Below are 13239 nucleotides of genomic sequence, written 5' to 3'. Positions count from 1 at the left end.
CTGGGAACAAATAAGAACCCATCGCTAGATTTCGTGATTCAGAGCAAGCGCTATCGTCAGGGAGACGTCAAGGTGTTCAAAAATCCTAAGTTGCCAACAGGCTCGGCCCACTGGTGCCACTGGCTGACGGCCAGTCTGGCGCTGTCCATGTCGGCCTCTGCCCTCGCCCAGGACGACAGTGCGTCACAGGAACAGGACTCCGAGAGTTCGGGCAAGCCGAACATTCTGGTGCTGTGGGGTGACGACATTGGCCAGTCCAACATTTCCGCCTTTACCCACGGACTGGTGGGCTACCAGACCCCCAACATCGACCGCATTGCCGACGAAGGCATGATGTTCACCGACTACTACGGTGAGCAGTCCTGTACCGCCGGCCGCTCCTCGTTCATCACCGGGCAAAGTGTGTTCCGCACGGGTCTGTCCAAGGTGGGCCTGCCGGGTGCCGAACAGGGTATCAGCGAAGAAGATCCGACCATCGCTGCCATGCTCAAGGCAGAAGGCTATGCCACCGGTCAGTTCGGCAAGAACCACCTGGGTGATCGCGACGAGCACCTGCCCACCAACCACGGCTTTGATGAGTTCTTCGGCAACCTCTACCACCTGAATGCCGAGGAAGAGCCGGAACACCCCGACTATCCTGGCGATCTGGAAATGGCAGACGGTCGCACCTTCCGTGAGACCTATGGTCCCCGCGGCGTGATCAAGTCCACCGCCGATGGTCAGATCGAAGACACTGGTCCGCTGACCAAACAGCGCATGGAAACCGTCGACGACGAGACCTCCGCTGCGGCACTGGACTTCATCGAGCGCAAGACCGCTGAAGGCACCCCGTGGTTCGTCTGGTGGAATGCCACGCGCATGCACTTCCGTACCCACGTCAAGGACGAGCTGCGCGGCGTCTCCGGCCAGAACGAATACGCCGACGGCATGGTCGAGCACGACATGCATATCGGCCAGTTCCTCGAAAAACTGGACGAGCTGGACATCGCCGACAACACCATCGTGTTCTACTCCACCGACAACGGGCCGCACATGAACACCTGGCCTGATGCGGGCATGACCCCGTTCCGTGGTGAGAAGAACACCAACTGGGAAGGCGGCTGGCGTGTTCCGGCCATGGTGCGCTGGCCGGGCCACATCGAGGAAGGCGCGATTTCCAATGAAATCATGCACCACATGGACTGGATGCCCACCCTGCTGGCGGCCGTCGGCAACGACACCGTCAAGGAAGACCTGATGGAAGGTGGCGTCGAAGCCATCGGCCGGGAGTACAACGTTCACCTGGACGGCTACAACTTCCTGCCGCTGCTGACCGGCGAGACAGAAGAAGGTCCACGTAACGAGGTGTTCTACTTCTCGGACGACGGTGACCTGACCGCCCTGCGCTACGACGACTGGAAGCTGGTGTTCATGGAGCAGCGTGTTGAGGGCACCTTCGAAGTCTGGGCCAACCCCTTCACACCGCTGCGCGTGCCGCTGATGTTCAACCTGCGCCGCGATCCCTATGAGCGTTCACAGCTGACGTCCAACACCTACTATGACTGGCTGCTGGAGCACTCCTTCCTGCTGGTGCCGGCCCAGGCCTACGTGGGTACCTTCCTCGAGACCTTCAAGGACTTCCCGCCCCGCATGAAGGCGGCAAGCTTCAGTCTCGACCAGGTCATGGAGGCCCTCGAGCAACCCGCCAGCGTTCAGTAACGCTGCATTGCCAGGATACAGGCCGCTCCCCAGGGAGCGGCCTGTTGCGTCATGACGACCGATCGCACCAGCGACCTGCCCTTCATCGAGGATGCTTCGCCATGAAAAGCTTCATTACCACACGCGTGCTGCCTGCCTTGCTGGTGGCCGCCCTTCCTTCCCTCGCTCAGGCGGATCCGCTGCCGTCCTGGAATGCGGGTCACAACAAGAGCGCTATCGTCGACTTTGTCGAGGCCGTCAGCGATCCCACCAGCGACGACTTCGTGCCACAACAGCAGCGCATCGCGGTATTCGATAACGACGGCACCCTATGGGGCGAACAGCCCGCCTACTTTCAGCTGATGTACGCGCTGGATCGCGCCAGCGAGGCAGAGCCGGAGCAGCTGACCAGCGAGCTGCACCAGGCCGCAGCCGAGGGCGATATCGAGACCGTTCTGGAAGCCGGCGAAGAAGGCATTCAAGCGCTGCTGTCCTTGTCCCACCAGGACGTCTCCCTCGACGAGTTCGAAGAAGATGTGTCCGACTGGCTGGCCAACGCCACCCACCCGGACACAGGTCGCTTCTACGCCGACATGATCTACCAGCCCATGCTGGAACTGTTGAGCTACCTGCGTGACAGCGGCTTCTCCACCTATATCGTCTCCGGCGGCGGACTCCACTTCATCCGCACCTTCGCCGAGGACGTCTACGGCGTCCCCCCGCAGAATGTCATCGGCAGCACAGGGGGCCTGGAAGTCAAGGATCTGGACAGCGACCCCAGCCTGTACAAGCAAGAGGGTGATACCTGGATCAACGATGGTCCTCTGAAAATCGTGTCGATCGAGCGTCATATCGGCCAGCGTCCGATCATGGCGGTGGGCAACTCCGACGGCGACGTGCCGATGCTGATCTGGACGACCCAGGGAGATGGTCCGCGTATGGGCGTGCTGGTCCACCACACCGACGCCGAGCGCGAAGTGGCTTACGACAGGGACAGCCATATCGGTCGCCTGGCCGACGGCCTGGACCAGGCAGAAGACCGCGGCTGGCAGCTCATCGATATGGCCAGTGACTGGCAGCGGGTCTACCCGCAAGCGCCCTGAGCGCCAGTTCCACGATTAAACACGTCATCCGTCGGTTCAACCAAACGACGGATGACGTGATGCACAGTCCCTATGTCTTGCGCCGTCAACCACTTTGCTCTAACATGCGCCCCCTCTTGACGTCACCACTCGTGTGACGACTGTGCGCCCGTAGCTCAGCTGGATAGAGTACCTGACTACGAATCAGGTGGTCGGAGGTTCGAATCCTCCCGGGCGCGCCACTTTTTTACTTCTCCCTTGTTTACTGCCCCCTTATCCCTCCTGCCATCTGCTCCGTCCCCTGCGTCTTTTCTCCTGCACCTTTTCCCGAACCGTTCTCCTGCACCTTTCTCTTAACCGTTATCCTGCTTGTGTCTCGTGCCTCCACGGGAACCGAGACAACACCGAGAGGAAGCCGAGAAAACTCGGAAACGTCGCGCCAATATTGATGTACATCATTTGAGCCTCAAGTCCGACCCGTGGCAGCAAGAAAACTTACATTTTGCTACCAAAAAAGACATTCCCATTATTTACCGCTATCGAAGATAACCACGGCGAACGTGTCGATAAACATGCGACAACGTGCGACATGTCGAAAACTCCCTCAGCAAGAGCCACGGATAACTCTCCCCTCTGACGTAATGACGTCAGCTCGGACCCTCTTATACTGCGACAGGCAGTCGACAGGATATGACGCGCCATAGTAGTTACCAGGGTAAATATAGTCCCGACAATAGTCCCGACACGAGGCATACTGAATCATTCTTCAGGTCGCGATGCTTCGCTCACCGGGATCAATAACGACGATAAAACGAGATGTTAGCGACACACCTGAACAGTAGCCTCAAGCTCGCTGATAACGCACTTTCTGACGTGCGGTAATCATCGCCACGCGAGGCCAAGCGGTGTCGGCATCCACGGTGGCCATATCGATGTGGTCGCGGAACGTGACCACTGTCTCAAGGATACGAGCACATGGGCGCAGCCAGTTACCTGCGGCAGGACCCTCTTCATACAAGCGCAGACGGTGATATCGCCTGCGCTCGGCAAAGCCTGTTCGGGCATCACTACAACATGGTCTCGACGAGGCCGCTGCACGCCATTGGCAAGTGGTCGACATGGCCACGGACTGGCAAACCATCTACCCGGAGGTTCCATGAGTCTGCTTGAGGATATTCGGGGGCTCGAAGCCGCCGTGGGAGAGTCCATCGTTGGCCAGCGCGAGGTGATCCGACGCCTGCTGATCGGTCTGCTGGCGGGAGGCAACCTGCTGATCGAGGGACTGCCGGGCCTGGCCAAGACCCGCGCGGTCAAGGCCATGGCGCGCAACCTGGAGGCTGACTTCAGCCGTATTCAGTTCACGCCAGACCTGTTGCCCTCCGACGTGACCGGCAGCGAGATCTATCACCAGAGCGAGCAGGGCTCGGTGTTCCGCTTCCAGCCGGGGCCACTGTTCGCCAACCTGGTGCTGGCCGATGAGATCAACCGGGCCCCAGCCAAGGTGCAGTCCGCCCTGCTGGAAGCCATGGAAGAGCGGCAGGTGACGGTGGCGGGCAAGACGCACCTGATGCCGGAGCTGTTCATGGTGCTGGCGACCCAGAACCCGATCGAACAGGAAGGCACCTACCCGCTGCCCGAAGCGCAGATGGATCGCTTCATGATGCACGTGCGGGTGGACTACCCGAGCCGCGAGGAGGAAGTCGACGTCATCCGGCTGGTGCGCCAGGAAGAGCAGGCCAAGGCCACCAGGGATGCCGCAGCGGAAGGTGATCGCCCCGTGGCGGCGACTCCGGCGCCGCTGGCCCAGTCAGCCATCTTCGCCGCGCGCCGCGAGATCGCCATGCTGCATGTGGCCGATGCCATGGAGCAGTACATGGCGACGCTGGTAGATGCCACCCGCCATCCCGCCGATTTCAGCGAGGAACTGGGCCGCGCCATTGAACTGGGTGCGAGTCCACGCGCGTCACTTGCCCTCGATCGCTGCGCGCGCACCCACGCCTGGCTCGAGGGGCGCGACTATGTGGATCCCCAGGACGTGCAGCAGGTGGCTCCCGATGTGCTGCGCCATCGAATTGCACTGAGCTTCGAGGCGCAAGGACAGGGCATGACCAGCGATGACGCCATCGCCACCCTGCTGGGCTGCGTCGCGCTGCCCTGAACCGTCCAAGGAAGGTCACCATGCGCAACCCACACACCGCCAGGAAGGCTGACCCTCGCACCGGCTCTGACCGGCGCGTGCACGTCGACCTGCAGCATCTGGCAGGCCTGGAGCCCCACGGCAACCGCCTGGCACTGCTGCCGCGGCAACCCGCGCGCAGTGTGCTCAATGGCCGCCACGGCTCACGCCTGCGCGGTCGCGGCCTGGACTTCCTCGAGCTGCGTGACTACCAGCCGTCAGACGACGTGCGCAGCATCGACTGGCGCGTCACCGCTCGCACCGGCTCCCCCTACGTTCGGGTGTTTACCGAGGAGCGTGATCGTCCTGCCCTGCTGGTGGTGGATCAGCGCATGTCGATGTTCTTCGGCAGCCGCCATGCGATGAAGTCGGTGGTCGCCGCCGAAGCCGCCGCTCTGCTCAGCTTCGCGGTGCTGCACCAGGGAGATCGACTGGGAGGCATCGTGGTGACCGATGACGGTGTCGAGGAGTTCAGGCCGCGCCGCTCGCGTGCTCAGGTCATGCGCTTTTTGACCTCTTTGGCGAATGCCAACCAGCGCCTGGAAGCCCGTCGTCCGGCGCCCTCGCCCACTTCTCTCGATCAGGTGCTGGTCTCGGCGTCACGCCTGGCGAGCCGCGATCACCTAGTCATTGTATTGAGCGACTTTGACGTGCCAGGGCCGCGCACCGAGGCCATGCTCAGCGCGCTGCGGCGCCATAACGATGTCATCCTGGTCGCGGTCAGCGACCCGCTGGCCGATGCCCTGCCAGACGACATGAGCTGTCTGGCCACCGACGGGCGCCAGCACGCGCGCCTGGACACCGCAGAAGCGGCCCAGCGTGAGGCGCTGGAAGGTGTCGCCCACAGGCGCCGAGCCGCACTGGACGCCTGGTCGCGCAAGTTCGCCATCAGCCTTGTGTCACTGTCCGCCGGTGCGCCGACGCTGCCCCAACTGCGCCGCCTATTGGGGCTCGCTCCGACCCAGGACGACAGCCAGACCTCGGGCAAGGAGAGGCGGACATGACGCCGAGCGCTGACGTAAACGACATTACCCTGCTGTCGGATTTGATCGATCAGCTGTCACCGGCGCCGGAACCGGCGCCGATTGCCTGGATCCCTCAGACCTGGGGCTGGGCTTTGCTGGCCGTGCTGCTGCTGGCCCTGCTGCTGTTTATCGGAGTGCGCCGGAGGCGTCACTGGCAGGCCAATGCCTATCGCCGAGACGCGCTGCGGGAGCTGGATCTTCGCCTCTCCCAGGAAGGCACCTCCGTCTTGGCGGAGGTGCTCAAGCGAACCGCCCTGAGCGCCTATCCCCGGGAGCGGGTCGCCGGGCTCAGCGGGGCCCGCTGGTGGCAGTTCCTGGACCAGACGCTGCCGACGACGCCCTCGCCCGCCTCTCGGCGTTTTGATGGTCCGCTGGGGCATGAGCTGTCGGCAGGAGCCTATCGCGACAGCGCCGCTTCGCCGTCCGCGGCACTGACGCAGCTTGCCCGTCAATGGATACGCAAGCACCGCACGGATGCCCCGACGCCGCATGACGACCAGGGAGCCGACCAATGATGGAGCTGGCCAATCCCTGGGCCTTCGCCCTGCTGCCCCTGCTATGGCTGGTCCGCTGGTTACCCGCCTATCGCCGCCCCTTGGCCGCCCTGCGTCTGCCCTTCTTTGATCAGCTGGTGGAGGCGGCGGGCAGCACAAAGGCGGGCGAACAGCGTCGCTCTCCCTTGAGCCGTCTTTTGCAGCTCACGATCTGGGTGCTGATCGTGGTGGCGCTGGCGCGCCCGGAAAAACTCAGCGAGCCCATTGTCTGGCAGAGTGCCGCCCGCGACCTGATTCTGGCGGTGGATATCTCCGGCAGCATGGACGAACGTGACCTGGTCGACAGTGAAGACCAGCCGCGCCAGCGCCTGGCGGCGGTCAAGGACGTCATCCGCGACTTTGTTGCTGACCGCGAGGGCGAGCGTCTGGCGCTGATCGTGTTCGGCACCCGCGCCTACGTTCAGGCCCCGCTGACCGAGGATCTTGACACCCTCACGGCGCTGCTCGACCAGACCGAGGTGGGCATGGCCGGCCCCCACACCGCCTTGGGCGATGCCATGGGTCTGGCGATTCGGCAATTCGAGGCCAGCGAGGTGGAACAGCGCCTGTTGGTATTGCTCTCTGATGGTGCCGACACCGGCAGCAGGATGAGCCCGATCAATGCCGCCAACATCGCCGCCCAGCGTGACGTTCGGGTGGTCACCATTGCGATCGGTGACCCTGACGGCAGCGGCGAGAATCGGGTCGATACCGACACCCTCAAGGCCATCGCCGACACCACCGATGGTGCCTTCTTCACCGCCGCGGACCAGCAGGCCCTGGCCGCGGTGTACCAGCGCATCGATGAACTGGCGCCGCGCAAGGTGGCGACCCATAGCTACCGCGAACACCGCTCACTCAGTCACTGGCCGCTGGCGCTTGCCGGCCTGCTGGCGCTGCTGATGCTGACCCTGGATCGTCGTTCGCACGCGCCTGCTACGACCCCGCAACCCGCGTCGGCAAGACCAGAGGAGGACGCCGCATGAACGATTGGATGGCGGGTCTCGCTGACTTCCACCTGCTGCGTCCGCTTTGGTGTCTGCTGTTGCCGGTGGTCGCCGCGCTGTGGTGGTGGCGCCGTCGCATACCGGCCGACCAGCTGGGTGGCGGCCATGTTGCACCACACCTGGCCGACGCGCTGCGCACCGACGGTAACCGCCGCAAGCGCCTGTCACCGGTGGATACCCTGGCACTGCTGGCCTGCCTGCTGATCCTGGCGGCCGCGGGTCCTTCCTGGACCCGCCTGCCAAATCCGCTGGTGGCCCATAGCGCTCCCCTGGTGGTGGTGCAGAAGGTGACGTCGAGCATGGAGGCCACCGATGTCCCGCCCAGCCGCCTGGAGCGCGCCAAGCACAAGATTCAGGACCTGCTGAAGCGCAGGGATGGTGCCCGCACTGCCCTGGTGGCCTACGCAGGCAGCGTCCACCAGGTCGTGCCCTTGACCGACGACCCCACCTTGATGGCGCCCTACCTGGAAGGGTTATCAACAGATGTCATGCCGAGCGGTGGCGGCGATGCGGGCGCTGATGCATTGGCCCTTGCCAGTGATATCCTCGCCAAGGCCCAGCAGAGCGACGGCAGCACGGCGGGTTCGGTGTTGCTGGTGACCGATACGCTTCCTGACGCGCCCAGCGCGGCCAGGTCCACGTCTTCGCCAGACTCGCTGAACCAACTGATCACCCTCGCCGTTCAGCCTAGCGGTGCGCCGTCCCTTGGCGACATGACGCCGGGCCCACTGTTCGCCGATGTGCAAAGCGTCAACCTGAGCACCGACGACAGCGATCTGGACCAGATCGTGGCCAGCCTGGATGCAACGTACCAGCAGGCGCTCAACAATGACGAGCGACTGTCCTGGGAAGATCGCGGCGTGTGGCTGGCCTGGCCGGCGGCACTGCTGGCCTTGCTCGGGTTCCGGCGTGGCTGGCACCTGACGCTGGCCGGCCTGGTGCTACTGCCGAGCCTGTGGTTGGGTCCCGTCCCGCAGGCCTTCGCCCAGGAGGCCTCCCGCGCGGTGGACCAGCATGTGGCGACGCCGCTGGAGCGCGCGGCGCAATCTGTCGCCAATGCGTTTCTGACGCCGGACCAGCAGGGCCGCTGGTGGGCAGATCGTGGCGACTATGGGCGCGCCGCCGAACACTTCCGGGATCCCGCATGGAAGGGCTATGCGCTCTATCGCGACGGCCAGTACGACGCTGCTGCCGAGTGGCTGGGACGCCAGGACAGCGCCGACGCCGCCTTTACCCAGGGTCTTGCGCTGATCAAGAATCGTCAGTATCGCCCCGCCATCACCGCCTTCGAGACCGTGCTCGAACGAGATCCCGACTACCCAGAGGGTGAGCGCAACCTGGCCCTCGCCAGGGAAATTCTCGAGTACGTCGAAAAGACCCGGGAACAGTCTGACACCGGCGAGGATCAGGGAATCGGCGCTGACGACGTGGTCTTCGACAACAAAGAAGCCCGCGGTGAAGAAACCCAGACGCCCGTCGATGAGCCCAGCGGCCAGATCAGTGCCGAGCAGTGGATCGAGACCCTCGACAGCGACACCAGCGACTACCTGCGCCAGCGCTTCGCTATTGAGGCGTTGCAGGATGGCCAGGCGATGATGTCGAGCGATACTCCCTTTCTGGACCTGGCAAGGACGACGCCATGACTGCCACGCAACGCTCAAGCGTGTCCTCCGCCCTGCTGCTGACGCTACTGCTCACCTCTGGCAGCCTGGCCATGACCGCCCTGGCGGCGCCTGAGCCTTCTGCAGACCCAGTGGCGGCATCAGCGGCAGCGGACAGCGCGGACGCCAGCCAGACAGCCGCTACACAGCCCCGCGTTGAGGCGAGTCTGTCCGAGGACAGCCTAGCCCCCGGGGAAGATTCAGCGGCGGCATCAGCGAGCCCTGACGCCGCAGCGGACAGCGCGGACGCCAACCAGACAGCCACTACACAGCCCCGCGTTGAGGCGAGCCTGTCCGAGGACAGCCTCGCCCCCGGGGAAAGCAGCGAGCTGCGCATTACCGTGCTGGTGCCCACCTGGATGCCAACACCGGTCGAATTCCCCACCCTCGACCAGCCTGGCCTGCGGGTGACCCTGGGCGAGCGCTCGACCACGCCCGTCAGCCAACAGGTCAACGGCAAGACCTGGTCTGGCGTATCGCGCCGCTATCAGCTGACGCCGCTGAGTGCGGGACGCTTTGAGCTCGGCGGTGGCACGCTGGATGTCAGCGTTGCCACCCCAGGCAGCCAGCAGGCCAAGGTTCAGCAGATGGTCCTGCCGCCTATCAGCCTCACCGCGAGCCTGCCCGAGGCCGCCCGTGGGCTGGAGCCCTACCTGGCGGCGACGCGCATCGACCTGAAGCAATCCCTCGAGATCACCCGTGCCGATGGCGATAGTGAGACGCTGGATGAGATTGACTCGGACACCCCCCTCGAGCTTGCCCCCGGGGACAGCATCCGCCGCACGGTAAGCGCCACCCTGGAAGGGGGCAGCGCCCTGTTGTTGCCCTCTCTGCTGGAGGCACCAGACAGCAATGATTCAGCCAGCTTCGCTAACCTGGGCGTCTATCCCCAGGCGCCGCGCCTGGAAGAAAGCCGAGGCGGCGGTCGCCGCACCGACACCCTGACCTATGTCGCCGAAGCCGGGGGACAGACAGAGCTGCCGGGCGTCACGCTTCGCTGGTATAACCCGATAGAGCAAGAGCTCGATAGCACCAGCCTGGCATCGGTCCCGGTGAGCGTTTCAGGTTCCGCCGCGATCGGCAGCCAGCTCAAGAACCGTGCCCCCCTCCTGATCGGCCTGAGCCTGCTGGCAGCGGTGCTGCTTGGACTTGCCGTCTGGCTCTATCGCCGTCTGGGACCCCGCGGACGCCTGTTGCTGGAGCAGCGCCGTCGCCGTCAGCAGGCACACAGGGAAGCCAACGGTCATGCCGACCATGAACGACTCAAGCAGGCCATCGCTGGCCGCGACCTGGTCGCCTGCCGGCGCCACTGGCAAGCCCTTGGCAGCAAGTTGCCGGTCGACAGTCGCGCCCACCAGCAGGTGAATGATGCGCTGGATCGCCTGTGCAGACGAAAGCTGGGCCCGGATACCACGGCGTCGTCAGACCCTGACCCAGGCGTGGCTGAGGACTGGCAACGTCTTGAGCAGGCGCTCCCTCCCGTGCGCGAGCTGGCACGGCACACGCAGGGAGCCTCCCCCTTTTCCCCTGCTTCCATGAAGCCCTTGAACCCGATGGCAGAAGTGACTCGACGTAATGCATAGACCCCGTGGCTATTTCTCGACGCGCCAGCCCCTCATTGTCGCTCTGCTCGGCTGGAAACAGCGCTCTATCGGCCTGCTGGTGGGGCTGACGGTACTGGTGGCAATGTCAGGACTGGGATTTCCCCCCACGGCTGCGGCCAGTCAACCCCAGGGGACCTTGCCCACCCTCGCCAGTGCCACCCAGGGCTATGCCCCGGAAGGCAGCTGCGCCTCCTGTCACGAGGCAGAGACCCAGGCGTGGCAGGACTCGGACCACGGTTGGGCCATGCGCGAGGCCACTCCGGCCAATGTGCTTGGCGACTTTGATGATGCGGTATTCGAGGATGGCGAGGTAAAAGCGCGCTTTACACGTGACGGCGAGACCTTTCTGGCGACCCTGGAAGGTCCCGGTGATCCCGCCGAGACCTTCGAGATTCTCTACACCTTTGGCTTCTCCCCACTGCAACAGTACCTGGTGGCTCAACCAGGAGGACGCTTGCAGGGGCTGACCATCGCCTGGGACTCACGCCCCGAGAGCGAAGGCGGGCAGCGCTGGTTCTCGCTCTACCCCGGCCAGGCCTTCACCCCGGACGACCCATTGCACTGGCGCGGGCGCTATCAGAACTGGAATGCCATGTGCGCCGACTGCCATTCCACCAACCTGGAAAAGCACTACGATCTGGAGAGCGACAGCTTCGCCACGACCTGGCACGAGCAGAGTGTGGGCTGCCAGAGCTGCCATGGGCCCGCCCAGTCACACCTGGATTGGGCCGAGCAGTGGAGCGCGGAGGACAACGCACTGGATGCACCTCAAGCATCGGCGAATGACGGCGACAAGGGCCTGCCGCTATCACTGAGTGAGATGCCTGGGCCTGAGCTGGTCGAGCAATGCGCACGCTGTCACAGCCGTCGCCAGATGCTCGGCGCCGGGCCGGTTCACGGGGCCCCGTTGACCGATGCCGCCCTACCCAGCCTGCTGAGCGACGGCATGTACCACGCCGATGGCCAGATCGAGGGAGAGGTCTATGTCTACGGCTCCTTCACCCAAAGCCGTATGTATCAGGAAGGGGTCAGCTGCGTCGACTGCCATGACCCACACACCAACAAGGTCAGGGTCGAGGGCAACGGTCTGTGCATGCAGTGCCACAACCCGTCACCACCGCCGCGCTTTCCGACGATGAAGGCCGCTCACTACGATACGCCGGAACATCACCATCACGAACCCGGCAGCCCCGGCGCTCAGTGCGTCAGCTGCCACATGCCGGAAACCACCTACATGGTGGTGGACCCCAGGCGCGATCACAGCTTCCGGGTACCGCGCCCGGACCTGGCCGCCGCCACGGACAGTCCCGATGCCTGTAGCCGCTGCCATGAGGACCTTTCCCCGGAACAGGCAGCCGACCAGATTCGCGACTGGTTCGGTGACCAGCGTCGGGCCGCCAGCGAATCCCACTATGGCGTGGCGCTGCAATCGGCCCGCCAGGGGCGTCCCGAAGCCCCGGACTACCTCAAGGCGCTGATAGATGACAGCGATACCCCTGACATTGTCAGGGCCACCGCCGTCGACGAACTGGCGCCATTTGCCAGCGAAGCGCTGCCCACCCTTGAACAAGCACTCAGCGATGACAGTGCTCAGGTCCGGGCTGCCGCCATCCCGGTCTTCGCCCAGGCGCCAGAACATGCTCGGGTCGAACTGCTGCTGCCGCTGGTCGACGACCCCCGCCTGGCGGTTCGCGATGAAGCCGTCAAGGCCCTGGCAGGGACCTCGTTGATGGTCATGCCCGAAGACCGGCGCGACGCCTTCCTCGAGGCGCGACGGGACTATGAGCGACGCCTGCGCGAAAACGCGGACCTGCCCGGCAATCGCCTCAACCTGGCGGTGCTGCTGGCACGTACCGCCCGTGAAGACGAGGCCGAAGCGCAGTATCGGGCGGCGCTGGAGATGGACCCCTACTTCCTGCCGGCCCGTGCCAATCTGGTGACTCAGCTCAGCGCTGAGGGCCGGCGAGAGGACGCCCAGGCGGTGCTGCGCGATGGCATCGATAGAGACGCCATGCCCGCGCCGGACCGTGGTCATCTGGCCTACCTGCTGGCCCTGTCGTTGTCGGAGAGCGGCAATATGGAAGAGGCGGTGGAGTGGCTGGAGAAAGCCGCCGAATGGCGCCCGGGACACGCCAGAACCCACTACAACCGCGGCCTTATGCTGGACCGTCTGGGCAGGAAGGACGAGGCCCGGGATGCGCTGATGCAAGGGCTTCGCCAGGCTCCCGGCGATGCCGACCTGCTGTACGCGCTGGTCTACGTCAACGCTACCAGCGGCCGAATCCCCGAGGCCTTGGCCGCACTGGCGGAGTTGCGAAGGCTGCGACCTGACGACCCCCGGCTTGGCCAGCTGGAGCGCCAGCTAAGGGCCAACTGACGGTCAGGCGTCGACAGACCTCATGAGCGAACAAAGCGAGCGAACAGGGTGAGCGAAAAAGGCGAGCGGAGACGACATACTCCGCCGCCTTGGCACG

9 protein-coding genes and 1 tRNA gene are annotated in these 13239 nt (G+C 64.4%); all 10 read left to right on the top strand.

Features of this window, described 5'->3' with window-relative positions:
- Positions 1-72 precede the first annotated feature (72 nt).
- The 10 genes from KUW18_RS09015 (at position 73) to KUW18_RS08970 (ending at position 13142) form a co-directional block, all read left to right on the top strand.
- Positions 73-1698 (top strand): arylsulfatase, encoded by a 1626-nt coding sequence (locus tag KUW18_RS09015; protein ID WP_222483991.1) that lies wholly within the window; start codon positions 73-75, stop codon positions 1696-1698.
- Between the two features lie 101 nt (positions 1699-1799).
- Positions 1800-2780, top strand: a complete 981-nt coding sequence (locus KUW18_RS09010) for an HAD family hydrolase (RefSeq protein ID WP_222561208.1) — start codon at positions 1800-1802, stop codon at positions 2778-2780.
- A gap of 144 nt (positions 2781-2924) precedes the next feature.
- Positions 2925-3001: transfer RNA gene (locus KUW18_RS09005), tRNA-Arg, on the top strand.
- 914 nt (positions 3002-3915) lie between these two features.
- Positions 3916-4917: an AAA family ATPase gene (locus KUW18_RS09000; protein ID WP_222561207.1), complete on the top strand. Its 1002-nt coding sequence runs from the start codon at positions 3916-3918 to the stop codon at positions 4915-4917.
- A gap of 20 nt (positions 4918-4937) precedes the next feature.
- A complete protein-coding gene (locus tag KUW18_RS08995) occupies positions 4938-5939 on the top strand; it encodes a DUF58 domain-containing protein (RefSeq protein WP_222561206.1) in 1002 nt (333 codons plus the stop codon).
- The gene (locus KUW18_RS08990) at positions 5936-6475 is read left to right on the top strand and encodes a DUF4381 domain-containing protein (protein WP_222561205.1); all 540 of its coding nucleotides are present in this window, start codon (positions 5936-5938) and stop codon (positions 6473-6475) included. The genes KUW18_RS08995 and KUW18_RS08990 overlap by 4 nt, the downstream gene beginning before the upstream one ends.
- Positions 6472-7479 carry a vWA domain-containing protein gene (locus tag KUW18_RS08985; RefSeq protein WP_222561204.1) on the top strand — a complete coding sequence of 336 codons (1008 nt, stop codon included), beginning with the start codon at positions 6472-6474 and terminating at the stop codon, positions 7477-7479. The genes KUW18_RS08990 and KUW18_RS08985 overlap by 4 nt, the downstream gene beginning before the upstream one ends.
- Entirely contained in the window at positions 7476-9143 is a 1668-nt protein-coding gene (locus tag KUW18_RS08980) for a VWA domain-containing protein (protein ID WP_222561203.1), read from the top strand. The genes KUW18_RS08985 and KUW18_RS08980 overlap by 4 nt, the downstream gene beginning before the upstream one ends.
- The gene (locus KUW18_RS08975) at positions 9140-10744 is read left to right on the top strand and encodes a BatD family protein (protein WP_222561202.1); all 1605 of its coding nucleotides are present in this window, start codon (positions 9140-9142) and stop codon (positions 10742-10744) included. Before KUW18_RS08980 ends, KUW18_RS08975 begins: the two co-directional genes overlap by 4 nt.
- A complete protein-coding gene (locus KUW18_RS08970) occupies positions 10737-13142 on the top strand; it encodes a tetratricopeptide repeat protein (protein ID WP_222561201.1) in 2406 nt (801 codons plus the stop codon). Before KUW18_RS08975 ends, KUW18_RS08970 begins: the two co-directional genes overlap by 8 nt.
- Positions 13143-13239 lie beyond the last annotated feature (97 nt).

Origin of the sequence: Halomonas sp. DP5Y7-2, assembly GCF_019802025.1 — a bacterium.
GTDB classification, from domain to species: Bacteria; Pseudomonadota; Gammaproteobacteria; order Pseudomonadales; family Halomonadaceae; genus Halomonas; species Halomonas litopenaei_A.
Note: the sequence above shows the minus strand (reverse complement) of the source record. Positions and strands in the feature narration are given on the sequence as shown.